Raw genomic sequence first — 26,236 nt, 5'->3', positions numbered from 1 at the left:
GCAAAACATAGCACAACCAAGCAATAGATAGCCTGGACAAGCAAAACCCCATGCCCGGAAATGCGAAACGGCCGACCCGTCCGGAGACGGATCGGCCGTTTCGCCGCACTTCAGAACTCAGCCCTGGGCGGAACCTCCGCCCGGGGCGCCCGCCGGGCGGGACGCGGCCCGGCGCGTCCGGCGCACCGCCGCCGCCGGAGCGACGGCCGGAGCGGACTCGGCGGGAGCCGAGGACGGCTCCGGGTTCGCGACGACCACCGGGGCCACCGCGCCACCGGTGGAGCTGCCCGCCGGACGGCTCGCCTTCCGGCGGGCCCGGCCGTTGCTCGCGGCCTGCGGTTCCGGCTGCTCCGCCTCGGTCCGGGCCGGCTCGGGCCGGGCCGGCTCGGGCCGCGGCTGCTCACCGGACCGGTCCTCGCGCCGCGACTCCGGCTTCGGCTCGGTCCGCTCCGGCTTCGGCGGCTCCGGCTCGGCCCGCTGCTCGGCGGCCTTGGCCTCGGCCCGCTGCTTGTCGGCCTTGGCCTGCTTGTCCGCCTTCTTGTCGTCCTTGGACCGCTGCCTGTCGGACTTGGCCGGCTTCTCGTCCTTGGCCGGCTTCTCGGCCTCCGGCTTGACCTGCTCGGTCTTGGCCGACTCGTCCTGCTTCGGCTTCTCCTGCTCGGCGGTCTCGGCCTGCTTCCCGCGCTGGCGGTTGCGCCGACCACCACCACCGCCGCCGCCGTTGCCGCCGCCCGCGTGCTGGTGCATCACCGGATCGGTCGAGACGATGACACCTCGGCCCCGGCAGTGCTCGCAGGTGTTGCTGTAGGCCTCCAGCAGACCGGTGCCGACCCGCTTGCGGGTCATCTGCACCAAGCCCAGCGAGGTCACCTCGGCGACCTGGTGGCGGGTGCGGTCCCGGCCCAGGCACTCGGTCAGCCTGCGCAGCACCAGATCGCGGTTGGACTCCAGCACCATGTCGATGAAGTCGATGACGATGATGCCGCCGATGTCGCGCAGCCGGAGCTGGCGCACGATCTCCTCGGCCGCCTCCAGGTTGTTCCTGGTGACGGTCTCCTCCAGGTTGCCGCCGGAGCCGGTGAACTTGCCGGTGTTGACGTCGATCACCGTCATCGCCTCGGTGCGGTCGATGACCAGGTAACCGCCCGAGGGCAGCCACACCTTGCGGTCCAGCGCCTTGGAGATCTGCTCGGTGATGCGCTGCTCGGTGAACACGTCGTTCTTGCCGACGTGCTTGTGCAGCCGGGCCATCAGATCGGGCGCGACGTGCTGGACGTAGGCCTCGATGGTCTCCCAGGCGTCGTCGCCCTGGATGGTCAGCGAGGTGAAGTCCTCGGTGAACAGGTCGCGGACGACCTTGATCAGCAGGTCCGGCTCCTCGTACAGGAGCTGCGGCGCCTGCGCGCCCTTGACCTCGGACTTCTCCTTGATGACCTCCCACTGGGCCTGCAAGCGGCGCACGTCGCGGTCCAGCGCCTCCTCGCTGGTGCCCTCGGAGGCGGTCCGGATGATCACGCCCGCGTTCTCCGGCACGATCCGCTTCAGGATCTCCTTGAGGCGCTTGCGCTCGGTGTCCGGCAGCTTGCGGCTGATCCCGGTCGCGCCGCCACCGGGCACGTAGACCAGGAACCGGCCCGGCAGGCTGATCTGGGTGGTCAGCCGGGCGCCCTTGTGCCCGACCGGGTCCTTGGTGACCTGCACCAGCACGCTGTCGCCGGTGGACAGCGCCTGCTCGATGCGGCGCGCCTTGCCCGCCAGCCCGGCGGCGTCCCAGTCGACCTCACCGGCGTAGAGCACGGCGTTGCGACCGCGCCCGATGTCCACGAACGCCGCCTCCATGCTGGGCAGCACGTTCTGCACCCGGCCGAGGTAGACGTTGCCGACCAGCGAACCGGTGCCCGAGGAGGTCACGAAGTTCTCGACGAGGACGCCGTCCTCCATGACCGCGATCTGGGTCTGCTCGCCGCTCTGCCGGACCACCATCTGGCGGTCGACCGACTCGCGGCGCGCCAGGAACTCCGACTCCGACAGCACCGGGGCGCGCCTGCGGCCCGCCTCCCGGCCGTCGCGGCGCCGCTGGCGCTTGGCCTCCAGCCGGGTGGAGCCCTTGATCGCGCGCACCTCGTCGTCGCTGCTGGCGTCCTGGCGCTGCTCGGGGGCCTCGCGGACGTGCACGACGGTGTTCGGCGGGTCGTCCTCGCGACCGCCGCTCTCGTCGTCCGCCCCGCCCTTGCGGCGGCGCCGCCGACGTCGGCGCCGGTTCGACTCGCCGCCCTCGGACTCGGTCTCCTCCTCGGCGGGCTTGGCGGGCTTGGCGGTGGAGTCCTCGGAGTCCTCCGACTCGTCGTACTGCGCCTCGCCGTCGCCGTCACCGCCGCGACCGCGCCCGCGACCACGGCGGCCGCGACGCCGCCGACGCCGACCGGCCTGCTCGGCGTCCTCGTCCGACTCGGCCTCCGCCTCCGGACGGGACTCCTCGGCCTCCTTCGGCGCGCTCTCCTTCGCCGGGGCCTGCTCGCCCTTGGCCGGGGCCTCCTTGGTCTGCTTGGGGCCCTTGGCCGGCTTCGCCTGCTCCTCGGGCTTCTTCGCCGGTTCCTCGGCCTTCTTCGCCGGGGTCGACGGGCGGGCCTCCGGCGGCTCGGGCGCGAGGAACATCGCCTGCGGCGCGGCGAAGGACGGGGACGGCTCGGTCGAGGCCGGCTCGCTCGACGCCGGGGCCTCGAAGGTGGCGTCGGGCACCGAGGGGCGCTCGGCGGGCTGCTCCGGGACCTCGGTCCGCTCCTCCTCGGCGGGCTGCCCAGCACTCTCCTGCGCAGCGCTTTCCCGCGCAGCGCTTTCCCGCGCCGGGGCCTGCTCGTCGGCGTCGGCCACCAGCTCGGGCTGGATCTCCCGCGCGACGCGCAGGGCGGTGTCCCGGTCGATGTTCGACTGCGCGCTGCGGACCTCGGCGCCGAACGAGTTCAGGGTGGCGATGACCTCGCGGCTGCTCGTGCCGAGCAGCTTGGCCAGTGCGTGCACCCGGAGCTTCGCGGGCAGTTCGATGCCCTGCGCGTCCTGGTCGGGTGTGGCCGATTGCCCGCTGGTGCGCCCAGCGGGTGTGTCCATGTTCAACATCCAGCTCCTCCGCCCCCGGGCGCGTCCCGTGGACGCGGCCGCACAGAGGCATGTGCGTTATCGGTCTCCGCCGCCCTCGGGCGGCGGCAATTCTGGTGGTCCCCCTCCGCACCGACCGGGTGGCCGGCGATCACGCGGTGGAGCGACGACGCCTGCGCCGCCCGTCACCCGGCCTTGGGTTCTCCCACCGGGTCACGATCGCCGCCTGAGTCCCGGGCCAACGGGTCCGCGATCCCTCCTCCGTCGTCGAGCCGACCTTGCTCCAGCCGGGTCGCTCTGACGGCGGCCGACGGTGCCAGACCGGCGACGACACGCAGGGCGCTCAGTACGTCGTCGGGTCGTACGACAGGCGTTGCCTGACGGACGACCGTTACAAGTATCCCATACGGTTCGGCGGCGTTCGGCCAATCGTCCACTCGGGGGACAGAAACGTCCGTTCCGTCACTCAGCGCAACCAGTTCGCGACTGTCCAGCGCCTCCGCCGCGACCACCGCCGCCCGGGCGTCGAAGGTCCTCCTGCCGTCCTTGGTCATGCGTTCGACCAGCACCTCGTCGGCCGCCCGCAGCGCCCGGACCGCCGCCGCCAGCTCCGCGACCGGGGTGCCCGGCAGGTCGATCCGCCACCGGCTGACCTGGAGCCGGTCCGCCAGCGGGCCCGGCTCCGCCTCCACCGCCGCGAGCAGGTCGATGCCCGGCGGCAGCGCCGCGTCGAGCTCACCGCGCAGCACCTCCGGATCGAGCCGCTCGACGAGTTGCAGTTCGACGTACTCCGCCTCGCTGGCCGCCCCGGTGGGCGAGGCGCCCGCCCAGGAGACCTTGGGGTGCGGGCTGAAGCCCTGGGAGTACGCCATCGGTACCCCGGCGCGGCGCAACGCCCGCTCGAAGGAGCGGGCCACGTCGCGGTGCGAGGTGAACCGGAGCCTCCCCCGTTTGGCGTAGCGCAGGCGCACCTTCTGCACCGGTGGCGCCGAGGGATTGGGATGATCGTGCCGACTCAGGATGCCCTCCCGACCTGCTCGCCGGGCGGACCTCCCGGCCCGCACCACCGGCGATGCTCGCTTCCACAAACCGCCTTCCGCGGCACCCGCCCGCGCCGGAAGCGCGGTGGGTGCCGTCGGAGGGAAAAGTACCGGCCCGGCGCGTCGCGCGCACCGGCCGCGACGCGCCCGCCGCGGGCTCAGCCGCCGGACAGGGCCGGGTTGGTCACCGGCGCACCGCGGCCGACCGGCGAGATCGGCAGCAGCGGCCGTCCCGACGGCCCCATCTCGATGTCGGTACCCATCGTCGGGCAGACGCCGCAGTCGAAGCACGGGGTCCAGCGGCAGTCGTCCTGCTCGCGGGCCTCCAGCGCGTCCTGCCAGTCCGCCCAGAGCCACTCCTTGTCCAGCCCGGAGTCCAGGTGGTCCCAGGGCAGCACCTCGTGCTCGCCGCGCTCCCGGGTGGTGAACCAGGCCAGGTCCACGCCCAGCGGCGCGAGCTCGGCCGCCGCGCAGTCCACCCAGCGCTGGTAGGAGAAGTGCTCGTTCCAGCCGTCGAACCGGCCGCCCTCGCGCCAGACCCGCTCCACGACCCGGCCGAGCCTGCGGTCGCCCCGGGACAGCAGTCCTTCGATCATCGACGGCTTGCCGTCGTGGTAGCGCATCCCGATGTTGCGGCCGAGCTTGCGGTCGGAGTTGACCGCCTCCCGCAGCTTGCGCAGCCGGTCGTCGATGGTGTCCGGATCGGTCTGCCCGGCCCACTGGAACGGGGTGTGCGGCTTGGGCACGAAACCACCGATGGAGATCGTGCAGCGGATGTCCTTGCGGCCCGAGACCTCCCGGCCCGCCCGGATGACCTCCTTGGCGATCTCCGCGATCTGCAGGACGTCCTCGTCGGTCTCGGTGGGCAGCCCGCACATGAAGTAGAGCTTGACCTGCCGCCAGCCGTTGCCGAAGGCCGCCGAGACCGTGCGGATGAGGTCCTGCTCGGAGACCATCTTGTTGATCACCCGGCGGATCCGCTCGCTGCCGCCCTCCGGGGCGAAGGTCAGCCCGGAGCGCCTGCCGTTGCGGGACAGCTCGTTGGCCAGGTCGATGTTGAACGCGTCCACCCGGGTCGAGGGCAGCGACAAGCCGGTGTTCGTGCCCTCGTAGCGGTCGGCGAGGCCCTTGGTGATGTCCTGGATCTCGGAGTGGTCGGCGGAGCTCAGCGAGAGCAGCCCGACCTCCTCGAACCCGGTCGCCTCCAAGCCCTGCTGCACCATCTGCCCGATGCCCTCCGGCGAGCGCTCCCGCACCGGGCGGGTGATCATGCCCGCCTGGCAGAACCGGCAGCCCCGGGTGCAGCCGCGGAAGATCTCCACGCTCATCCGCTCGTGGACGCTCTCGGCCAGCGGGACCAGCGGCTGCTTCGGGTACGGCCACTCGTCGAGCTCCATGGTGGTCCGCTTGAACACCCGGTGCGGCACCCGCTCCCGGTTCGGCCGGACCGCCTCGATGGTCCCGTCGGCGCCGTAGTCGACGTCGTAGAACTTCGGCACGTAGACACCGCCGGACTCGGCCAGCCGCAGCAGCAGCTCGTCGCGCCCGCCGGGGCGCCCCTCGTCCTTCCAGCGCCGGATCGCCTCGGTGACCTCCAGGACGGCCTGCTCGCCGTCGCCGAGCACCGCGGCGTCCAGGAAGTCGGCGACCGGTTCCGGGTTGAACGCGGCGTGCCCACCGGCCAGCACCACCGGGTGCTCCTCGGTGCGGTCGACGGCGTGCAGCGGGATGCCCGCGAGGTCGAGGGCGTTGAGCAGGTTCGTGTAGCCCAGCTCGGTGGCGAAGCTGACGCCGAGCACGTCGAAGGCGCCGACCGGGCGGTGCGCGTCCACGGTGAACTGCGGGATGCCGTGCTCGCGCATGAGCGCTTCGAGGTCCGGCCAGACCGCGTAGGTGCGTTCGGCGAGCACGTCGGGCAGCTCGTTGAGGATCTCGTAGAGGATCATCACGCCCTGGTTGGGCAGGCCGACCTCGTAGGCGTCGGGGTACATCAGGCACCACCGCACGGTGGTGTCGTCCCACGCCTTCGCGGACGCGTTGAGCTCACCGCCGACGTACTGCACCGGCTTGGACACCTGGGGCAGCAGCGGTTCCAGCCTGCCGAAAACGGACTCCGCACTCACGGCGACCAGGGTAGAGGGCCGCGGCGGCGGTGGTGGGAGGTGGGCGAATCGCGGGTGCCGCGCCGCAGGCGGCACCCGCGACCGGCGGCTCAGACGTCCCGGGTGAACCAGATGTCGTCGCGCTCGTCGCCCTCGGCGACGCGCACCGCGCCCGGCCACCGCCCGCGCTCGACCCAGTCCCGGGCCGTGTAGAAGCCCTCCAGGTCGTGCCCGCTGCGGGCTTGCGCGGACAGCTTCTCCAGGCCCATCGCCTGCGCGGCGACCAGCACCGCGTCGTGCAGCCTGCCGCCCCAGCCCTTGCCCTGGAGCTGCGGGTCCACGGCGAGCCAGCCGAGCTCACCGGTGTGCCGCCGGGCGGGCAGGGGATCGGGCCGCAGCACCGCCATGCCGACCAGGACGTGCTGCTGGCCGATGGTGATGAGCTGGATCCGGCGGGCGCGGACCTCCTCGACCAGGTCCGTGGCGACCGCGCGCAGCTCGTCGACGGTGCTGGTCGGGGTGAAGCCGATCGGGCCGCCCGCGACGGTGACCCGGCCCCACAGGTCGGCCAGCGCCTCGGCGAGGTCGGGGTGCGGGGTGTCCACCCGGTGCGGGCCGCTGACGAAGCCCTCCGGGTCGATGTCGTCGGCCACTGCCCTCAGCCCTCCGGGAACCAGAGCTTGATCTCGCGCTCGGCGGACTCCGGGGAGTCCGAACCGTGCACCAGGTTGTACTGGACCTCCAGGCCGTAGTCGCCGCGCAGGCTGCCCGGCGCCGCCTTCTCCACCGGGTCGGTGCCCCCGGCGAGCTGGCGGAAGGCCGAGATGGCGCGCGGACCTTCGACGATGGCCGCGACGACCTTGCCGGTGGTGATGAACTCGACCAGCGAGCCGAAGAACGGCTTCTCGGCGTGCTCGGCGTAGTGCTCCTCGGCGACCTGCCGGTCGACGGTGCGCAGGTCCAGGGCGACCAGCTTCAGGCCCTTGCGCTCGATCCGGCTGATGACCTCGCCGACCAGGCCGCGCTCGACGCCGTCGGGCTTGACCAGGACCAGGGTGCGCTCGCTCACGGGATGGGTTCTCCTTCTCTGCCGGGGCGCCGGAGCGACCTGCTCGCGCCCGATTTGCCCGCCAGCGTATCGATGCAGGTGACGCCCGCCATCCAGGGGCCCGATCACCCGTCCGGGAGCTGCGCGGGGGCACCTTCCTCCGGCTGTGCCGGAGGAAGGTGCCCCCACCGGATCAGCGTCCTGCGGCCGGGAGTTCCTTGGACCAGAGCGAGCGGCCGGTGCTGTCGCGCAGGTCGACGCGCAGGGCACGGGTGCGGCCGTCGATGGTGACCTCGCCGAAGTGCTGGAAGCCTTCCAGCGGCGAGGCGCCCTGGCGGGTCGGGGCGCTGACGAACACCCGCTCGGGCCCGAACGTCGGGTCCAGGTCGTTGGGCCCGAACGCACCGGCGTGCAGCGGGCCCGAGATGAACTCCCAGAACGGGTCGAAGCCGTCGAACGCGGCGCGCTCCGGGGAGTAGTGCACCGCCGCCGAGTAGTGCACGTCGGCGGTCAGCCACACCACGTTGCGCACCCCCCGCCCGGCGATCCGCTGGAGCACCCGGGCCAGCTCGGCCTCCCGGCCGTTGGGCACGCCGGGCCGCGCGTTGGCCACGCCCTCGATCCGGTCGCCGTCCGGGATGATCGTCCCGATCGGCATGTCGGAGGCGATCACCTTCCAGGTCGCCCGCGACCGGGCGAGCTCGTCGACCAGCCAGCGGGCCTGCCGGGCGCCGAGGATCCGCTCCGGGCTGGTGCCCGCCGAGTTCGGGTCCCGGTAGCTGCGCATGTCCAGCACGAACACGTCGAGCAGCGGACCGTGCGAGACCTTGCGGTAGATCCGGCCGTCCACCGCGTCCTGCCTGCGCACCGGCTGCCACTCGTGGAACGCCCGGAACCCGCGGGCGGCCAGCACGTCGACCCGCTTCTCGGTGTACTCGTCGGAGTCGAGGATCTCGCCCGGGTACCAGTTGTTGGTGATCTCGTGGTCGTCCCACTGGACCAGCTGCGGCACCCGCGCGGCGAAGTGCCGGACGTTGTCGTCGAGCAGGTTGTAGGCGTACTGGCCCCGGTACTCGTCGAGCGTCTCGGCGACCTTGGACTTCTCCGGGGTGACGAGGTTGCGCCAGACCCGGCCGTCGGGCAGCACCACCGACTCCTCCAGCGGCCCGTCGGAGTAGACGGTGTCCCCGCTGTGCAGGAAGAAGTCCGGCTCGCGGGCGGCCATCGCGCGGTAGATCGTCATCCCGCCGACGTCCGGGTTGATCCCCCAGCCCTGGCCGACGACGTCGCCGGACCACACGAACCGCACGTCCCGCCGGTCCTGCGGCGCGGTGCGGAAGTGCCCGGTCAGCGCCTCGCTCCCGGCCCGCCCGTCGAGGTCCTCGGCGACCACCCGGTAGTGCCACTCGGTGCCCGCGGGCAGGCCCGCCACCCGCACCTCACCGGTGCCGTCGGTGGCCGGGGTCAGCAGCGGGCCCCGGATGCGGCGGGGGTTGCGGAAGCCGGGGTCGCGGTCGACCTCGACGAGCATCCGGGAGGGGCGGTCGGCCCGGGTCCACACCACGGCCCCGTCCGGCCGGGGATCGCCGAGCTGCACGCCGTGGGTCAGCTCCGGGCGTCCGCGCCGGGCCATCGCGGTGCCGGGCAGCAGCAGGCCGCCGGCGACCGCGCCGGCCGCGCCCCGGCGGAGCAGCGCGCGCCGGTTCAGTTCGGAAGTCATGCCGAGGTTCTACAAGGACCGCGGGTCCGGTGGGCGACGGTGAGCTGAACCGGCGGTGACCCCTGGTGCGTGACCTGCCCCACCCGCTAGCTTGAGCGTCATACCGACCGGACGGTCTGATCCAGGAGGTCCGTGGATGCGCGCCGCCGTGCACACCGCCCCGAACGAACCGATGCGGATCGAGGAGCTCGCCGACCCGCACCCGAGGACCGGCGAGGTCGCCGTCGACGTGCGCTCCTGCGGCGCCTGCCACACCGATCTGCACGTGCTCAAGGGCGAACTGCCGTTCCCGGTGCCCGCCGTGCTCGGGCACGAGGTGGCCGGGGTGGTCGCCGAGGTCGGTCCCGGCGTCACCGAGCTCCGGCCGGGCGACCCGGTGGTCACCAGCTTCATCATGCCGTGCGGCGGGTGTCCGCCGTGCGCGCGCGGCGAGGAGGAGATCTGCCAGCGCTTCTTCGCCTACAACCGGGGCAAGGGGCGGCTCTACGACGACGAGACGCGGCTGTTCCGACCCGACGGCGAACCGGTCTGGATGTACTCGATGGGCGGACTCGCCGAGCGCTGCGTGACCCCGGCGACCTCGGTGTACCGGGTGCCGGACGGCGTGGCGCTGGCCGACGTCGCCTCGGTCGGCTGCTCCACCATGACCGCCTACGGGGCGCTGCGGCACGCGGCCGACGTGCGGGTCGGCGACACCGTGGCGGTGGTCGCCGCGGGCGGCGTCGGCTCGGCGCTGGTCCAGCTCGCCGCCCTGTTCGGCGCCGCGCAGGTCATCGCGGTCGACATCAGCGACGAGAAGCTGGCCGGGGCCCGGGAGCTCGGCGCCACGCACACCGTCAACTCCGCCGCCACCGACGCCCCGGAGGCCGTGCGCGAGCTCACCGGCGGCCGGGGCGTCGACGTGGCCTTCGAGGCGCTCGGTGCGGTGCCGACCTTCGAGATCGCCCGCGACTCGGTGGTGGAGGGCGGGCAGGTCGTCGTGGTGGGCATCGCCGCGCGCGGTACCACCGGCTCGTTCGACCTCGCGTCGATCGCCCGGCGCAAGCTCCAGATCAAGGGCTCCTACGGCGCCAAGCCGCGCCGGGACATGCCGGTGCTGCTCGACCTGGTGGCGCGCGGGCTGCTGCGACCGCAGGACGCGATCAGCCGCCGCTACGCCTTCACCGAAGTGCAGCAGGCCTACGACGCGCTGCGCCGGGGCGAGACGATCGGCCGCGCCGTGATCGACCTGTAGCGCCGGACCGATCGGGGCGTCAGCACCGGATCCCCGCCTCAGGCCTCCTGCGGCGGGTGGCCGGGCGGGTGGCCGAGCTGGTCGTAGAGGCGTCCCTCCCGCATCCGCTTGGCCACGTCGTTGCGCAGGTGCAGGACGTAGCCCCAGATCGCGGCGAAGATCAGCCCCATGATCCCGATGACCGGGTGGATGATCCAGCACAGCACGAGCGCGACCTGCAACCCGAGGGCGAAGCGCAGGCCCCAGGACCGCCGCTGCACGAACGCCGCGACCAGCAGCAGCACCGCGAGCGCCGCCACGACCGCGATGCCCGTCGTGCTCAGCCCGCCGCCGAACTTCCAGATCACCGGCCAGGCCAGCGCGAAGGTGAGGAACTCGAACACCAGCGTGCCCGCCATGACGCCGCGCAAGCCCTTCCACGGGTCGCGGACGCCCTCGGGCGCCTCGGGCAGCCCGTCGGCGCGGGACGCGGTCCCCGGATCGTTCATGCCGGCTCCTTGCCGAACAGGGCGCGGCCTTCGCCCGCCGTCACCACGGAACCGGTGATCACCACACCGCCGCCGGACACCGAGCCGCCCGGGTCCTCGGTCTCCTCGGCGAGCTGGATCGCGGTCTCCACCGCGTCGTCCAGCCGCGGCTCCACCACGATCCGGTCCGGGCCGAAGAGGTCCCTGGCGATGCCGGCCAGCTCGTCGGGATCCAGCGCGCGCGGCGAGGACGTCCGGGTCAGCACGACCTCCTCGACCACCGGCTCCAGCTCGGCGAGGATGCCGCGGGCGTCCTTGTCGCCGAGGACGCCGACCACGGCCACCAGGCGCCGGAAGGAGAACTCCGAGCTCAGCGCATCGGCCAGGGCGCGGGCGCCGTGCGGGTTGTGCGCCGCGTCGACGAGCACGGCGGGGGCGCTGCGCACCCGCTCCAGCCGTCCCGGGCTCACCACCGCGGCGAAGCCCTCCCGAACGGCCTCGACGTCGAGCTTGCGCTCGGCACCGGCCCCGAAGAACGCCTCCACCGAGGCGAGGGCGACCGCGGCGTTGCGCGCCTGGTGCTCGCCGTGCAGCGGCAGGAAGATCTCGTCGTAGACCCCGCCGAGCCCCTGCAGGCTCAGCACCTGGCCGCCGACGGCGACGGTGCGGGAGAGCACGCCGAACTCGTGGCCCTCGCGGGCGACCGTGGCGTCGACCTCCGCCGCCCGCTCCAGGATCGGTCGCTGCGCCTCGGCCTGCTGGGCCGCCACGATCGCGATCGAACCGGGCTTGATGATCCCGGCCTTCTCCGCGGCGATGGAGGCGAGGTCGTCGCCGAGGTACTCGGCGTGGTCCAGCGCCACCGGGCAGACCACCGCGATGGTGGCGTCGGCGACGTTGGTGGCGTCCCAGGTCCCGCCGAGGCCGACCTCGACGATCGCCGCCTCGACCGGGGCGTCGGCGAAGGCGGCGAAGGCCATCCCGGTGAGCACCTCGAACTTGCTCATCGGCACGTCCCCGCGGGAGTCCACCATGGACACGAACGGCGCGACGTCGCGGTAGGCGTCGACGTAGCCCTCCGGGCTGATCGGCGCCCCGTCGACGCCGATCCGCTCGGTGGCGAGCTGCAGGTGCGGACTGGTGTAGCGGCCGGTCCGCAGCCCGAGGCGGGTCAGCAGCGCGTCGGTCATCCGGGTGGTGGAGGACTTGCCGTTGGTCCCGGCGACGTGCACCACCGGGTAGCCGCGCTGCGGCTCGGCGAGCAGCTCGGTGAGCGCCCGGATGCGGTCCAGCGACGGCTCGATCTTGGTCTCCGGCCAGCGCTCGTTGAGCTCGGCTTCCACCACGCGCAGCTCCTGCAGCGCGGCGGGATCGATCCCGGACACGGTCACCCCCTGGCACGACGAACGGCGAGGTCAGTCTACGTCCCGCGAGCACCCGCCCCCTCGCCGGGAACGGCAGCGGGCCCTCACCCCGGCGCCGCCCGCGCCCGACCTCACCCGGAAGGGGAATGAGTGAGGGGCACCTTCATCCGGCTATGTCGGATGAAGGTGCCCCTCACCTGGAATGGATCAGCTGATCGGGTCAGGCTTCCGGGAGGGCGGCCAGGCGGGCGTTGATCCGCGCGATGTCGGCCTGCGCCGCGTCCCGCCGGAGCTTGATCTTGTCCACCACCTCGGCCGGGGCCTTCTCCAGGAAGGACTGGTTGGTGAGCTTCTTGTCGGTGCCCGCCAGCTCCTTCTCCGCCGCCGCGAGGTCCTTGTCCAGCCGCTTGCGCTCGGCGGCGACGTCGACCGCGCCGGAGAGGTCCAGCGCGACCGAGACGGTCCCCCCGGTCAGGCCCACCTCGATCGAGGCGGAGGTGGTGAAGCCGTCGCCGGGCTCGGTGACCCGGGCCAGCGAGCGCACCGCGGCGAGGTGGCCGTCCAGCCCCAGCACCGCCAGCCCGTCGAGCTCGGCCGCGACCCGCTGGCCCGGCTTGAGCCCCTGATCGGAGCGGAACCGGCGGATCTCGGTGATCAGCTTGCGCACCGCCCCGATCCGCTCGGCGGCGACCCCGTCGGGCTCGGTGCCGGTCGGGCTGGGCCACTGCGCGACCACGACCGAGTCGCGGCCGGTCAGCGTGGTCCACAGCGCCTCGGTGATGAACGGGATCGTCGGGTGCAGCAGCCGCAGCAGCACGTCGAGGACGTGCCCGAGCACCTCGCGGGTGCGCTCCGCCCGGTCGCCGCCCTCGTCGAGCTGGACCTTGGACAGCTCCAGGTACCAGTCGCAGAACTCGTCCCAGGTGAAGTGGTACAGCGCCTCGGTGGCCTTGCCGAACTGGAAGTCCTCCAGCAGCTCGTCCACATCGGACACGAGCTGGTCGAGGCCGTCCACGATCCACCGGTCGGCGTCGGTGAGACCCGCGCGCTCGGGCAGCCGCTCCGGCGACCGCGCCCCGTTCATCAGGGCGAACTTGGTGGCGTTGAACAGCTTCGTGCAGAAGCTGCGGGAACCGGAGACCCACTCCTCGCTGATCGGCGAGTCCGCGCCCGGGTTGGCGCCGCGGGCCAGCGTGAAGCGCAGCGCGTCGGCGCCGTAGTCGTCCATCCACACCAGCGGGTCGACGGTGTTGCCCGCGGACTTCGACATCTTCTTGCCGTGCCCGTCGCGGACCATGCCGTGCAGCGCGATCACCTTGAACGGCTCGGCGCCGTCCATCGCGTACAGCCCGAACATCATCATCCGGGCGACCCAGAAGAACAGGATGTCGTAGCCGGTGACCAGCACGCTGGTCGGGTAGAACTTGCGCAGGTCCGCGGTGTCCTCCGGCCAGCCCATCGTGGAGAACGGCCACAGCCCGGAGGAGAACCAGGTGTCGAGCACGTCCTCGTCCTGGGTCCAGCCCGGCCCCGACGGCGGCTCCTCGTCCGGTCCGACGCAGACCATCTCGCCGCCCGGGCCGTGCCACACCGGGATCCGGTGGCCCCACCAGAGCTGCCGGGAGATGCACCAGTCGTGCATGTTGTCGACCCAGTCGAAGTAGCGCTTGGCCATCTCCGGCGGGTGGACCTGGACCTGACCGCCGCGCACCGCGTCCCCCGCGGCGCGGGCCAGCGGGCCCACGTCGACGAACCACTGCATCGACAGCCGGGGCTCGATCGGCTCCTTGGAGCGCGAGCTGTGCCCGACGGTGTGCAGGTACGGGCGCTTCTCGGCAACGATCCGGTCCTGCTCGCGGAGCCGCTCGCGGACCGCGACCCGGGCCTCGAACCGGTCCATGCCGTCGAACTCGGTGCCCGTGCCGGTGATCCGGCCGGACTCGTCCATGATCGTCGGCATCGGCAGGCCGTGCCGCTTGCCGATCTCGAAGTCGTTCGGGTCGTGCGCCGGGGTGACCTTCACCGCGCCGCTGCCGAACTCCGGGTCCACGTGCTCGTCGGCGATGATCGGGATGGTCCGGCCGGTCAGCGGCAGCTCGATCTCGGTCCCGATCAGGTGCGTGTAGCGCTCGTCGTCGGGGTGGACGGCCACGGCGGTGTCGCCGAGCATCGTCTCGACGCGGGTGGTGGCCACGACGATGGCGTCGGCACCGCTGCCGTAGCGCATCGAGACCAGTTCGCCCTCGACCTCGCGGTGCTCGACCTCGATGTCGGAGATCACCGACTGCAGCGCCGGCGACCAGTTCACCAGCCGCTCGGCGCGGTAGATCAGGCCGTCGTCGTGGAGCCGCTTGAAGATCGTCTGAACCGCGCGGGACAGGCCGGCGTCCATGGTGAAGCGCTCCCGGCTCCAATCCACGCTGTCGCCGAGGCGGCGCATCTGGGACAGGATCGCCCCGCCGTGCTGCTCCTTCCACTGCCACACGCGGTCGACGAAGCCTTCGCGGCCGAGGTCGGCCGGCTCCAGGCCCTCGGCGCGGAGCTGCCGCTCGACCAGCGCCTGCACCGCGATGCTCGCGTGGTCCATGCCCGGCAGCCACAGCGCCTCGTAGCCCTGCATCCGGCGGCGCCGGGTCAGCACGTCCATCAGGGTGTGCTCGTAGGCGTGCCCGATGTGCAGGCTGCCGGTCACGTTCGGCGGCGGGATCACGATCGAGAACGGCGGCTTGTCGCTGTCCGCGTCGGCGGTGAAGTACCCGGCGTCCACCCAGCGCTGGTACAGCTCGGCCTCTACGTCGGCCGGGTTCCAGCTCGACGGGAGTTCACGGGGCTGCGCGGCATGGGTCTGTGTCACGGACCGGATTCTACGAGGGTCGCCCCGCGCCGGTGCGCGGGCGGGTCCACCTGCGACGATGCCGATATCGGACACCCGGTGACGATCTCCGGGGAATCGAGGCGGAGGCTGGGGCGCATGGCGAAGCGCGCACCTGTTGAGGACATCGACGAAACCGAGCTGACCGTCGGACGACCCGGCACCGCGGCGGCGGGCGTCAAGGGGGTGCTCGTGTCGCTGCGGCGCGGCGTCGAGCAGATGGGCGTCGGCCGCACGATCCGGACGCTACCGCTGCTCAACCAGCAGGCCGGGTTCGACTGCCCCGGCTGCGCCTGGCCGGACCCGCGCGAGGCCGACGGCGACAAGCGCAAGCTGGCGGAGTTCTGCGAGAACGGCGCGAAGGCGGTCGCCGAGGAGGCCACCACCCGCCGCGTCGGGCCCGAGTTCTTCGCCCGCCACCCGGTCGCCGAGCTGGCGGGCAAGACCGACTACTGGCTCGGCCAGCAGGGGCGCCTGACTCACCCGGTGGTGTTGCGCGAGGGGGACACGCACTACCGGCCGATCGAGTGGGACGACGCCTTCGACCTCATCGCCGAGCGGCTGCGGGCGCTGGACTCCCCGGACGCGGCGGCGTTCTACACCTCCGGCCGCACCAGCAACGAGGCCGCGTTCCTCTACCAGCTCCTGGTCCGCTCGTTCGGCACCAACAACCTGCCGGACTGCTCGAACATGTGCCACGAGTCCTCCGGGGCGGCGCTGACCGAGACCATCGGCATCGGCAAGGGGTCGGTCTCGCTGGCCGACCTGGAGCACGCCGACCTGGTGCTGGTGGTCGGCCAGAACCCGGGCACCAACCACCCCCGGATGCTCGCCTCGCTGGAGAAGGTCAAGCAGCGCGGCGGCCGGATCGTCGCGGTGAACCCGCTGCCGGAGACCGGGCTGATGCGGTTCAAGAACCCGCAGAACGCCCGCGGCGTGGTCGGCGAGGGCACCGCGCTGGCCGACGAGTTCGCCCAGATCCGCCTCGGCGGCGACCTGATGCTGTTCAAGGCGCTGAACTCGCTGGTGCTCAAGGCGGGCGCGGTCGACCAGGAGTTCGTCGACGCCCACACCCACGGCTACGCCGAGTTCGCGGCGCAGGCCGGGGACCTGGACTGGGAGGCCGTGACCACGGCCACCGGCCTGGACCGGGAGCAGATCGAGCGGATCGCCGAGATGGTGATCTCCTCGGAGCGCACCGTCGCCTGCTGGGCGATGGGGCTCACCCAGCACAAGCACGGGGTGGCGACCATCCGCGAGGTGGTGGACCTGCTGCTGCTGCGCGGCATGATCGGCAAGCCCGGCGCCGGGGTCTGCCCGGTCCGGGGCCACTCCAACGTGCAGGGCGACCGCACGATGGGCATCTGGGAGAAGATGCCGGAGGAGTTCCTCGACGCGCTGGATGCGGAGTTCGGCATCCGCTCGCCCCGGCACCACGGGCTCGACACCGTCGACGCGCTGCGCGCCATGCAGGACGGCCGGGTGCGGGCGTTCCTCGGCATGGGTGGCAACTTCGTCTCGGCCACCCCGGACACCGAGGGCACCATCGAGGCGCTGCGCGGCTGCGACCTCACCGTCCAGGTCTCGACCAAGCTGAACCGCTCGCACGTCGTGCCCGGGCGCACCGCGCTGATCTTGCCCACCCTCGGGCGCACCGAGCGCGACGTGCAAGCCGCGGGAGCGCAGTTCGTCACCGTCGAGGACTCCATGTCGGTGGTGCACGCCTCGCGCGGCAGGCTCGCGCCCGCCTCCGACGCGCTGCTGTCCGAGGTCGCCATCGTCAGCCGGCTCGGGCAGGCGCTGCTCGGCGACGACCACCCGGTGCGGTGGGCCGAGTTCGAACGGGACTACGACGCGATCCGCGACCGCATCGCCCGCGTGGTGCCGGGCTGCGAGGACTACAACGCCCGGGTCCGCGAGCCGGACGGCTTCGTGCTGCCGCACCCGCCCCGGGACAGCCGCAGCTTCCCCACCGCCACCGGCAAGGCGAACTTCACGGTGAACACCGCCGAGCCGATCGTGATCCCGGAGGGGCGGCTGCTGCTCCAGACGCTGCGCAGCCACGACCAGTACAACACCACGATCTACGGCCTCTCGGACCGCTACCGCGGCATCGAGGACGCCCGCCGGGTGGTGCTGGTCCACCCCGACGACCTCACCGGGCTGGGCTTCGCCGACGGCGACGTGGTCGATGTGGTCTCGGAGTGGACCACCGCCGACGGCACGGCGGAGGAGCGCCGCGCCGAGCGCTTCCGGCTGGTCGGCTACCCCACCGCCCGGGGCTGCGCGGCGGCCTACTACCCGGAGGCCAACCCGCTGGTGCCGTTGGGCTCGGTCGCCGACGGCTCCAACACCCCGGTCTCCAAGGCGATCATCATCCGCTTCGAACGCCGCTGACGGCCGCGCGGCGCCCGGCTCACCCACCGGGCGCCGCGCGGGGTCGTTCAGCCGGTGAAGAGCTGGGCGACCTTGAGGATGAGTTCGTACAGGCCGTAGGCGAAGGGCAGGCCCACCCAGGCCCAGGACAGGGTGAGCAGTCCGCGACGGGGCATCAGCGATCCCCTTCCGGTTCGTGGTGCTTGGGATCGACCGGGCGCACCAGTTCGTTGGCGGCGAAGCCGACGCAGAGCAGGCCGATCATGATGTACAGCGACGTCGAGTACAGCGCGGCGCCGGTGGCCCCGGCGGCCTCCTGGGAGTCGGCGACCGCGTTGATGATCAGCGGCCCCAGCACTCCGGCGGCCGACCAGGCGGTGAGCAGCCGACCGTGGATCGCACCGACCTGGTAGGTGCCGAACAGGTCCTTGAGGTAGGCGGGCATGGTCGAGAAACCACCGCCGTAGAACGACAGGATCAGCATCGCGCAGAGCACGAACACCGGGATGCCGCTCGCGCCGAACAGCACGATCCCGAGGTAGAGCAGGATGCCGCCGCCGAGGTAGAGGCGGTAGATGTTCTTGCGCCCCACGATGTCCGATGTGGACGACCAGATGAACCGGCCCGCCATGTTGGTCAGCGACAGCAGCGCGACGAACCCGGCCGCCGACGCGGTGGCCACCGGGGTCGAGGTCCCGGCGAAGAAGTCGACGATCATCGGGGCGGCCTTCTCCAGGATGCCGATGCCCGCGGTGACGTTGCAGCACAACACGATCCACAGCAGCCAGAACTGCGGCGTGCGCAAGGCCGACTTCGCCGAGACGTCGGCCGTGGTGACCATCCGGCCCGACGTCGCCGCCGGGCGCCCCGGCGGGGTCCAGTCGTCGGCGGGCACCCGGATCAGCAGCACGCCCAGGGTCATGAACACCGCGTACACCACGCCGTGCACCAGGAACGTCTGGGCGATCCCGGTGGTGTCGGTGCCGAACGCCGAGAGCATCCGCGCCGACCACGGCGAGGCGATCAGCGCACCGCCGCCGAAGCCCATGATCGCGATGCCGGTCGCCATGCCGGGGCGGTCCGGGAACCACTTCATGAGCGTCGAGACCGGCGAGATGTAACCGATGCCGAGGCCGATGCCGCCGACCACGCCGTAGCCGAGCACCACGAGCCAGTACTGGCCGGTGGCCACCCCGAGCGCCGAGATCAAGAACCCGGCGGAGAAGCAGACCGCGGACACCGCCATCGCCCAGCGCGGCCCGTTGCGCTCCACCCACGTTCCGCCGACCGCGGCGGACAGACCGAGCATCACGATGCCGAGCTGGAACGGCAGCGCGCTGAGCGTGCCGCTGAGCCCGAGCGAACCTTCCAGCGGTGGTTTGAACACGCTCCAGGCGTAGACCTGACCGATCGCGAGGTGCACCGCGAGCGCGGCCGGTGGCACCAGCCACCGGTTCCAGCCGTCGGGTGCGACGATGCGATTGCGAGCGAGAACGGCCGCGACCATTGAGACCTCCCGCCCCGGGGCTGTGCTGATCGGCGCCGTCCCCGAGGGCTGTGCGTTCCGAGAACCCCGTCTCACGGGGCTGTGCCGATCAAGGCGCGCCGAGCATACTGTGTACATCGACGGAGAACGAGAGCCTCGTGGGAGGTGCTGACATGGGTCGCGTCACCGCACGGCGCCCGGTCCTGCGGATCACCGCGGAGGGCACCCGCAAGCGCCCCGATGCGCTCGCGGCCGAAGAACCGCTGGAGATCCGGGTCAACGGCACGCCGCTGACGGTCACCATGCGCACCCCCGGGCACGACGTCGAACTGGCGCACGGCTTCCTGCTGACCGAGGGCGTCATCCAGGACAAGCACGAGCTGGCCAGCGCCCGCTACTGCGACAGCCCCGGTCCGGACGGGCGCAACACCTACAACGTCCTCGACATCACCCTGGCGCCGGGCGTGGCCCCTCCCGACACCTCGGTGGAGCGCAACTTCTACACCACCTCGTCGTGCGGCGTGTGCGGCAAGGCGGCGCTGGACGCGGTGAAGCTGAGCACCCGGCACTCCCCCGCCGAAGACCCGCTGCGGTTGCCGGTGGACACCCTGATCGCGCTGCCCGACCGGCTGCGGGAGGCCCAGCGGGTGTTCGACAGCACCGGCGGCCTGCACGCGGCCGGCCTGTTCGACGCCGACGGCCGCCCGCTGGTGGTCCGGGAGGACGTCGGCAGGCACAACGCGGTCGACAAGGCGCTCGGCTGGGCGCTGCTGGACGGCCGCATCCCGCTCGGCGGCTGCGTGCTGATGGTCTCCGGACGCGCCTCGTTCGAACTGGTGCAGAAGGCCGCGATGGCCGGTGCGCCGATGCTCTCGGCGGTGTCGGCACCGTCCTCGCTGGCGGTCGACCTCGCCGCGGAGCAGGGCATGACCCTGGTCGGCTTTCTGCGCGGCACGACCATGAACGTCTACACCGGACAACACCGGATCGTGACGAACGGCATGACGTGAAGTCGCCGCGACCGCCCGGTCCTTGGCACGATGAGGGCATGCGGCACGGTGACCACCGCGCCCGCCGCCTCATCACGCGGCGCAGCGCGCTCAGCGCCGGGCTGGCCGGACTGGCCACGCTCGGGCTGGCCGGTGACGCCCTCACCGACCCACCGCGCCGCGCGGTCCCGCTGGCCGACCAGGTGAACGTGGCCGTCGAGCAGGTCTACTCGCGGGCCCGCAACCAGCCCGTCGAGATGGTGACGATGTTCCCGAAGAACGTCGACCCCCGCGGCCTGCAGGTGTGCCTGATGCTGCACGGCCGGTTCGGCGACGCCCGCGACTCCGCGGGCGGGCTGCCCGCCTGGCTCACCGCGTCGGTGGCCGCCGGGCGCATCCCGCCGTACGCGTTCCTCGCCGTCGACGGCGGGGCCAACAGCTACTGGCACCGCGCTCCCGGGGACGACCCGATGTGGATGCTGCTCGACGAGGTGCCGCACTGGCTCGCCCAGCGCGGCCTCGGCGACCGGTGGGGTCAGCCGTTCGCGGTGTCCGGCATCTCGATGGGCGGCTTCGGCGCGCTGCTCTACACCCGGCGGCGCCGCGAGCAGGGGCACCCGGTGGACGCCGCCGGGGTGGTCTCCCCGGCGCTGCTGACGAGCTGGCGGCAGATGCGCAAGCGCCGCGCGTTCGTCGACGAGGCGGCGTGGGCGGAGCTGGACCCGCTGCGGCACGTCGACGCGCTCGGGGACGTGCCGCTGGGCGTGTGGTGCGGCACCGACGACCGCTTCATCCTGGGCACCCGGCGGTTCATCGCCCGCGCCGACCCGGAGGTCGCCTCCACCACGCCCGGCGGGCACAACAGCCGGTACTACCGCAAGGCGCTGCCCCAGCTCGTCGACTTCATCGGTGCCCACCTCGGCACCGGCACCAGCACCAGCCGCCGCTGAACCGACCGCGGGGCCGTTCAGACCAGGCGCAGCCGCCGCGGTGACCGGTCTTCGGTGCGGGGTTCGCCGTCGGAGCGGTCGGCCACCGGCAGCACGCCGTGGAGCGCCCACCGCAGCACCGACGGCCACGGACCGTACCCGGCGTCGAGGTCCAGCCGCCCGCCGTCGAGGATCACGTCCAGGACGACCTGGAGATCGGCGGCGAGGTCCTGGGTCTCCGGCAACCGCGGGTCCCCGGTGCCCGCCACGATGCGGGTCGAGGCGGCGACGCGGCGCAGTGCACGGGCGTCGGGCGGGCGGGGTACCGCTGGTGGCGCGACCAGCAGCACCCGGTCGGCGCGGCGCTCGTCGTCGGAGGCGGAGGCCGCGTGCTCGAGCCAGCGGAGCGCACCGGCGGCGTGCGCGGCCACGGCGAGTTCGGCCTCCGGCGCGACGGCGGCGAGCCCGGCGCGCAGCGCCTCGGGGGCGGCGGCGTCGTCGATCCGCTCGACCGGCACGTCGTGCTCGCGGAGCCGACCGGCGAGCCACTGCTGCCAATGCCACGGCCCGGGACGGGCCTCGCCCAGCACCAGCAGGACGTGCAACTCGGTCATGGGCCGCTCCCGGTCTCGGTTCCACCGACCGACCCATGATCAGCTATGCCCCGGGACCGCGCAGCGGAGACACCCCCGTTCGGGGGTCACTCGGTCGCACCGGCGACCGCCGCGGGAGGGCTCCGGTACCTGTCGGCCCGCTACTGCGCGGGGCTCAGGCCGACTTCTCCCGGCGCTCCCGCCTGGTGGCCTGCCGGGCCACGATCGTCGGGTTGACGTTCTCCCGGACCGTCTGCTCGGTGATGACCACCTTGGCGACGTCCGCGCGGCTCGGGATGTCGTACATCACCGGCAGCAGGACCTCCTCCAGAATCGCGCGCAACCCACGCGCCCCGGTGCCCCGCAGGATCGCCTGGTCGGCGATGGCCTCCAGCGCCGTCTTGGTGAACTCCAGCTCGACGTTGTCCATCTCGAACAGCCGCTTGTACTGCTTGATCAGCGCGTTGCGCGGCTCGGTGAGGATGCGGACCAGCGAGGCCTTGTCGAGGTTGGTCACGCTGGCCACGGTGGGCAGCCGACCGATGAACTCGGGGATCAGGCCGAACTTGATCAGGTCCTCGGGCATCACGTCGGCGAAGTGGTCGGCGGAGTCCAGGTCCTCCTTGGAGCGCAGGTCGGCGCCGAAGCCGACGCTGTGCTTGCCCACCCGGTCCTCGACGATCTTCTCCAGCCCGGCGAACGCGCCCGCGACGATGAACAGCACGTTCGTCGTGTCGATCTGGATGAACTCCTGGTGCGGGTGCTTGCGCCCGCCCTGCGGCGGGACGCTGGCGGTGGTGCCCTCCAGGATCTTCAGCAGCGCCTGCTGCACGCCTTCGCCGGAGACGTCCCGGGTGATCGACGGGTTCTCGCTCTTGCGGGCGATCTTGTCGACCTCGTCGATGTAGATGATGCCGGTCTCGGCGCGCTTGACGTCGTAGTCGGCGGCCTGGATGAGCTTGAGCAGGATGTTCTCGACGTCCTCGCCCACGTAGCCGGCCTCGGTGAGGGCCGTGGCGTCGGCGATGGCGAACGGGACGTTGAGCATCTTGGCGAGCGTCTGCGCCAGGTACGTCTTGCCGCAGCCGGTGGGGCCCAGCATCAGGATGTTGGACTTGGCCAGCTCGACGGCTTCCTCGCCGCGGCCCTCCCGGCGCTCCCCGGCCTGGATGCGCTTGTAGTGGTTGTAGACCGCGACGGACAGGTTGCGCTTCGCGGGGCTCTGCCCGATGACGTACTGGTCGAGGAACTCGTGGATCTCGGCGGGCTTGGGCAGCTCGTCGAGCTTCACCTCACCCGCTTCGGCGAGTTCTTCCTCGATGATCTCGTTGCAGAGATCGATGCACTCATCGCAGATGTACACGCCGGGGCCGGCGATGAGTTTCTTGACCTGCTTCTGGCTCTTCCCGCAGAAGGAGCACTTCAGCAGGTCGCCGCCGTCACCGATACGTGCCATGACCGCTGACCCCGTCCCCTCCGGCGCACCGTCCGGTGGTGCGCCTGACCGTAACTGTCCTCGACGGTACCTGCCGTTCCCCGCGTTCGGGGAGACTCACAGTGTCCGCCACCCACGCCCGTGGCACCGCCACCGCGCTCCTCGGCGTGTCGGTCGGGCTCGGCCCCGGGCGTGGCGCGGCGGCGACGCCCGCGCACCACGCCCGGAAAGCCCTGACCACCGGCTCGGCCGAGCAGTCCCGGGAAGTGGGACGAATCCCACCATCCCAGGTGGTGGCCCCGGACCCAACCGGTTTTACCAGCACCTGCCGCCGGAGCCGCTGCGCCGGTCCGCACCGGCGCGACCACCCGCACCGCGCGGGCCAGATCCCTACGACTGCTGGTCCGAGAGCTTCCGGTACGGCACCACCTCGTCGAGGATGCCGTACTCCACCGCCTGCTCGGCCGTGAGGATCTTGTCCCGGTCGATGTCCTCGCGGATCTGCTCCGGGGACCTGGCGGTGTGCTTGGCCAGCGTGTTCTCCAGCAGCTCGCGCATCCGGTGCACCTCGGCCGCCTGGATCTCCAGGTCGGAGACCTGGCCGTAGATGCCCTCCACGGACGGCTGGTGGATCAGCACCCGGGAGTTCGGCAGCGCCTGGCGCTTGCCCTTGGTGCCCGCGGCGAGCAGCACCGCCGCCGCCGAGGCCGCCTGGCCCAGGCAGATGGTGCGCACGTCGGGGCGGACGTACTGGATGGTGTCGTAGATGGCCATCAGCGCGGTGAACGAGCCACCGGGCGAGTTGATGTACATCTGGATCTCGCGGTCCGGGTCGTCGGACTCGAGGAAGAGGAGCTGGGCCATGACGTCGTTGGCCGACGCGTCGTCGACCTGGACGCCGAGGAAGACGATGCGCTCCTCGAACAGCTTGTTGTACGGGTTCGATTCCTTGACCCCGTACGCGGTGCGCTCGACGAAGGAGGGCAGCACGTACCGGGACTGCGGAGGCTGGTATGAGCTCACGACGGTGACTCCTCGTTGGTTTCCGGCCCGGTCCTGGGCGGCACCGGGGGTGCCGGCGGCCAAGGTCCGGGGACCACGTCCGGTGGCTGGGGTTAGCTGCGCGGCAGGTTGGCGGCCGTGGCGACGTGGTCGACGAACCCGTACTCGCGGGCCTCCTCGGCCGCGAACCAGCGGTCGCGGTCGGAGTCGGCGAGGATCTTCTCCACCGACTGACCGGTCTGCTCCGCGATGAGCTGAGCCATCTCCTTCTTGTGCCGGGAGAACATCTCGGCCTGGATCGCGATGTCGGAGGCCGTGCCGCCGAGGCCGGCGGACGGCTGGTGCATCATGATCCGCGCGTGCGGCAGCGTGTAGCGCTTGCCCTTGGCCCCCGCCGAGAGCAGGAACTGCCCCATCGAGGCGGCCATGCCCATCGCGACGGTCGCCACGTCCGGCTTGATGAGCTGCATGGTGTCGTAGATCGCCATGCCCGCCGTCACCGAACCGCCCGGCGAGTTGATGTACAGCGAGATGTCGCGGTCCGGGTCCTCGGCCGCCAACAGCAGGAACTGCGAGCAGATCTGGTTGGCGATGGAGTCCTCGACCTGGGAGCCGAGGACCACGATGCGCTCCTGAAGAAGACGCTCGTAGACCGAGTCGTTGAGAGTGAGTCCGGTGTTCGACCGCATGTACGGCGACTGCGCGTCGGACACCGGACCAGTCAGATGCTGCGTCACGTCTCCCTGCCTTCTCCCACAACGGGTCTTCCCACCCGGAGCCGCCGCGCCCGCCGCTTCCACAGTGGACCAGGTCGCCGCTCCCCCGGGATGATGTCGGTGTGTCCCTCTCGGGTGATCCGCTAATAACGACCCTAACGAACGTGGGCGGCACCAGCTTCCCAGTACCGCCCACGTTCGCTTAGAGCATGTTCTCCGAGTCGCGTCACTCCGCCTTGGCGGGCTCCCCCGGCTTGGCGTCCTCGGCGACCTCGCCCTCGACCTCACCGGTCTCCTCGGCGGCGGGCGCCTCCTCCTGCGAACCGAACAGCTCGTCGAGGTCCAGCTCGTTGCCCGCGGAGTCGGTCACGGTGGCCTGGCGGACGACCGTGAACAGCGCCTTGCTGCGCCGGACGTCGGCGAAGATGGCGCCGAGCTGGTTGGCCTCCTGGGCCTGCTGCACGAACTGGTCGGGGCTCATCCCGTTCCGCTGCGCCTGGTAGATGATCCGCTCGGTGAGCTCGTTGTCCGAGACGGTCACCTGCTCGGCGTCGGCGATGGTGTCCAGCAGGAGCTGGGTCTTGACCGCCTCCTCCGCCTCCTTGCGGGTCTCGGCGTCGAACTCCTCGCGGGTCTTGCCCTGCTCCTGCAACGAGGCGTTGAACTGCTCCTCGTCGTGGTCGAACGGGTGCACCGCGTCGTGCTGGCGCACCTCGACCTCGGACTCGACGACCTTCTCGGGCAGCGGGATGTCGGTGGTCTCCAGCAGCGCTTCCAGGATCTTGTCCCGGGCCTCCACGCCCTGCTGCATCCGCTTCACCCGACCGAGGCGCTCGCGCAGGTCGGCGACCAGCTCGTCGACCGTGTCGAACTCGCTGGCCATCTGGGCGAACTCGTCGTCGACCTCCGGCAGGTGCCGCTCCTTGACGGAGTTCAGGGTCACCGTCACCTCGGCGTCGCGGCCGGTGTGGTCCCCGGCGACGAGCTGGGTGGTGAAGGTCGCGGTCTCGCCCGCGGAGAGCCCGATCAGGGCGTCGTCGATGCCGTCGATGAGCTGGCCGGAGCCGATCTCGTAGGACAGGCCGCTGGTCTGCGCCTCCTCGACCGCCTCGCCGTCGACCGTGGCGGACAGGTCGATGCTGACGAAGTCGCCCTGCTGCGCCGGGCGCTCGACACCGGCGAGGGTCCCGAACCGGGCGCGCAGCGAATCGAGCTGCTCGGTCACCTCGTCCTCGGTGACCTCGACGTCGTCCACGCTCACCGACAGCTCGCCGAAGGCGGGCACGGTGATCTCGGGCCGGACGTCGACCTCGGCGGTGAAGGCGATCTCGTCGCCGTCCTCGATCTTGGTCACCTCGATGTCCGGGCGCCCGAGGGTCTGCACCTCGCTGCCGTTGACGGCTTCGAGGTACTTGGCGGGAACCGCTTCGTTGACGACCTCGTCGAGCACGGGGGCACGACCGATGCGGCTCTCCAGGACCCGCGACGGGACCTTGCCCGGCCGGAAGCCGGGGATGCGGACCTGCTGGGCGAGGGCCTTGTACGCGCGGTCGAAGTTCGGCTTGAGCTCGTCGAACGGCACCTCGACGTTGATCCGGACGCGCGTCGGGCTCAGGTGCTCGACGGTGCTCTTCACGTGGTCTCCTAGTGCGAACGTGCTTGACTCCCGGCGTTGCCGCAGGCGTGGCCGTGGCCACGTCCAATGATGCCGGGCTGACCTCCGAGTCTATTGCTTCGACCGGGGACGGCTGGCCCGGGGGCGCCGGAGCA

20 protein-coding genes are annotated in these 26,236 nt (G+C 71.9%); 4 read left to right on the top strand and 16 right to left on the bottom strand.

Features of this window, described 5'->3' with window-relative positions:
• Positions 1–117: 117 nt before the first annotated feature.
• The 6 genes from ACQP0T_RS06620 to ACQP0T_RS06595 all read right to left on the bottom strand — a co-directional run bounded on the left by ACQP0T_RS06620 (position 118) and on the right by ACQP0T_RS06595 (position 9,003).
• Positions 118–3,114 (bottom strand): translation initiation factor IF-2 N-terminal domain-containing protein, encoded by a 2,997-nt coding sequence (locus ACQP0T_RS06620; RefSeq protein ID WP_433871773.1) that lies wholly within the window; start codon positions 3,112–3,114, stop codon positions 118–120.
• A gap of 164 nt (positions 3,115–3,278) precedes the next feature.
• Entirely contained in the window at positions 3,279–4,073 is a 795-nt protein-coding gene (locus ACQP0T_RS06615) for a TIGR03936 family radical SAM-associated protein (RefSeq protein WP_433871772.1), read from the bottom strand.
• Between the two features lie 218 nt (positions 4,074–4,291).
• Complete coding sequence (locus tag ACQP0T_RS06610) at positions 4,292–6,256, bottom strand: TIGR03960 family B12-binding radical SAM protein (protein WP_433871771.1); 1,965 nt, start codon at positions 6,254–6,256, stop codon at positions 4,292–4,294.
• 89 nt (positions 6,257–6,345) lie between these two features.
• Positions 6,346–6,888: an N-acetyltransferase family protein gene (locus ACQP0T_RS06605; RefSeq protein ID WP_433871770.1), complete on the bottom strand. Its 543-nt coding sequence runs from the start codon at positions 6,886–6,888 to the stop codon at positions 6,346–6,348.
• A gap of 5 nt (positions 6,889–6,893) precedes the next feature.
• Positions 6,894–7,304: a nucleoside-diphosphate kinase gene (ndk, locus tag ACQP0T_RS06600; RefSeq protein WP_345364592.1), complete on the bottom strand. Its 411-nt coding sequence runs from the start codon at positions 7,302–7,304 to the stop codon at positions 6,894–6,896.
• A gap of 172 nt (positions 7,305–7,476) precedes the next feature.
• Positions 7,477–9,003, bottom strand: coding sequence for an alkaline phosphatase D family protein (locus tag ACQP0T_RS06595; protein WP_433871769.1), 1,527 nt, complete (start codon positions 9,001–9,003; stop codon positions 7,477–7,479).
• A 136-nt stretch (positions 9,004–9,139) separates the two neighbouring features.
• Here ACQP0T_RS06595 and ACQP0T_RS06590 point away from each other — a divergent pair, with 136 nt between their 5' ends.
• Positions 9,140–10,237, top strand: coding sequence for a zinc-binding dehydrogenase (locus ACQP0T_RS06590; RefSeq protein ID WP_433871768.1), 1,098 nt, complete (start codon positions 9,140–9,142; stop codon positions 10,235–10,237).
• Positions 10,238–10,275: 38 nt separating this feature from the next.
• Here ACQP0T_RS06590 and ACQP0T_RS06585 read toward each other — a convergent pair whose 3' ends face one another.
• The 3 genes from ACQP0T_RS06585 to ACQP0T_RS06575 form a co-directional block, all read right to left on the bottom strand.
• Positions 10,276–10,725, bottom strand: a complete 450-nt coding sequence (locus ACQP0T_RS06585; RefSeq protein WP_433871767.1) for a DUF4233 domain-containing protein — start codon at positions 10,723–10,725, stop codon at positions 10,276–10,278.
• Positions 10,722–12,089, bottom strand: coding sequence for a bifunctional tetrahydrofolate synthase/dihydrofolate synthase (gene folC / locus ACQP0T_RS06580; RefSeq protein ID WP_433871766.1), 1,368 nt, complete (start codon positions 12,087–12,089; stop codon positions 10,722–10,724). The genes ACQP0T_RS06585 and folC overlap by 4 nt, the downstream gene beginning before the upstream one ends.
• Positions 12,090–12,288: 199 nt before the next feature.
• On the bottom strand, positions 12,289–14,922 hold the full coding sequence (locus ACQP0T_RS06575; protein ID WP_433871765.1) for a valine--tRNA ligase: 2,634 nt from the start codon (positions 14,920–14,922) through the stop codon (positions 12,289–12,291).
• A 117-nt stretch (positions 14,923–15,039) separates the two neighbouring features.
• On the opposite strand from ACQP0T_RS06575, the gene ACQP0T_RS06570 reads away from it, so the two are divergent.
• Positions 15,040–17,337 (top strand): FdhF/YdeP family oxidoreductase, encoded by a 2,298-nt coding sequence (locus ACQP0T_RS06570; RefSeq protein ID WP_433871764.1) that lies wholly within the window; start codon positions 15,040–15,042, stop codon positions 17,335–17,337.
• A 47-nt stretch (positions 17,338–17,384) separates the two neighbouring features.
• On the opposite strand, the gene ACQP0T_RS06565 is transcribed toward ACQP0T_RS06570, so the two are convergent.
• Both ACQP0T_RS06565 and ACQP0T_RS06560 read right to left on the bottom strand, forming a co-directional pair.
• Positions 17,385–17,492: an MFS transporter small subunit gene (locus ACQP0T_RS06565; RefSeq protein ID WP_433871763.1), complete on the bottom strand. Its 108-nt coding sequence runs from the start codon at positions 17,490–17,492 to the stop codon at positions 17,385–17,387.
• Complete coding sequence (locus ACQP0T_RS06560; protein ID WP_433871762.1) at positions 17,492–18,823, bottom strand: OFA family MFS transporter; 1,332 nt, start codon at positions 18,821–18,823, stop codon at positions 17,492–17,494. Before ACQP0T_RS06560 ends, ACQP0T_RS06565 begins: the two co-directional genes overlap by 1 nt.
• Positions 18,824–18,975: 152 nt before the next feature.
• Here ACQP0T_RS06560 and fdhD point away from each other — a divergent pair, with 152 nt between their 5' ends.
• Both fdhD and ACQP0T_RS06550 read left to right on the top strand, forming a co-directional pair.
• A complete protein-coding gene (fdhD, locus tag ACQP0T_RS06555) occupies positions 18,976–19,812 on the top strand; it encodes a formate dehydrogenase accessory sulfurtransferase FdhD (protein ID WP_345364574.1) in 837 nt (278 codons plus the stop codon).
• Positions 19,813–19,850: 38 nt separating this feature from the next.
• Positions 19,851–20,741: an alpha/beta hydrolase gene (locus ACQP0T_RS06550; RefSeq protein ID WP_433871761.1), complete on the top strand. Its 891-nt coding sequence runs from the start codon at positions 19,851–19,853 to the stop codon at positions 20,739–20,741.
• Between the two features lie 17 nt (positions 20,742–20,758).
• On the opposite strand, the gene ACQP0T_RS06545 is transcribed toward ACQP0T_RS06550, so the two are convergent.
• From ACQP0T_RS06545 to tig, 5 genes are all read right to left on the bottom strand, one after another.
• Positions 20,759–21,334: an alpha/beta hydrolase gene (locus ACQP0T_RS06545; RefSeq protein WP_433871760.1), complete on the bottom strand. Its 576-nt coding sequence runs from the start codon at positions 21,332–21,334 to the stop codon at positions 20,759–20,761.
• A 154-nt stretch (positions 21,335–21,488) separates the two neighbouring features.
• Positions 21,489–22,769 (bottom strand): ATP-dependent Clp protease ATP-binding subunit ClpX, encoded by a 1,281-nt coding sequence (clpX, locus tag ACQP0T_RS06540; RefSeq protein WP_345364568.1) that lies wholly within the window; start codon positions 22,767–22,769, stop codon positions 21,489–21,491.
• Positions 22,770–23,138: 369 nt separating this feature from the next.
• Positions 23,139–23,771, bottom strand: a complete 633-nt coding sequence (locus tag ACQP0T_RS06535) for an ATP-dependent Clp protease proteolytic subunit (protein ID WP_345364566.1) — start codon at positions 23,769–23,771, stop codon at positions 23,139–23,141.
• Positions 23,772–23,863: 92 nt separating this feature from the next.
• Positions 23,864–24,439 (bottom strand): ATP-dependent Clp protease proteolytic subunit, encoded by a 576-nt coding sequence (locus ACQP0T_RS06530; protein ID WP_345365040.1) that lies wholly within the window; start codon positions 24,437–24,439, stop codon positions 23,864–23,866.
• Between the two features lie 253 nt (positions 24,440–24,692).
• Complete coding sequence (tig, locus tag ACQP0T_RS06525; RefSeq protein ID WP_433871759.1) at positions 24,693–26,102, bottom strand: trigger factor; 1,410 nt, start codon at positions 26,100–26,102, stop codon at positions 24,693–24,695.
• Positions 26,103–26,236 lie beyond the last annotated feature (134 nt).

The sequence above is a fragment of the Saccharopolyspora sp. CA-218241 genome, assembly GCF_050954615.1.
Taxonomy (GTDB): Bacteria; Actinomycetota; Actinomycetes; order Mycobacteriales; family Pseudonocardiaceae; genus Saccharopolyspora; species Saccharopolyspora cebuensis.
The sequence above is the reverse complement of the archived record's forward strand: the minus strand, read 5'-3'. Positions and strand labels throughout refer to the sequence as shown.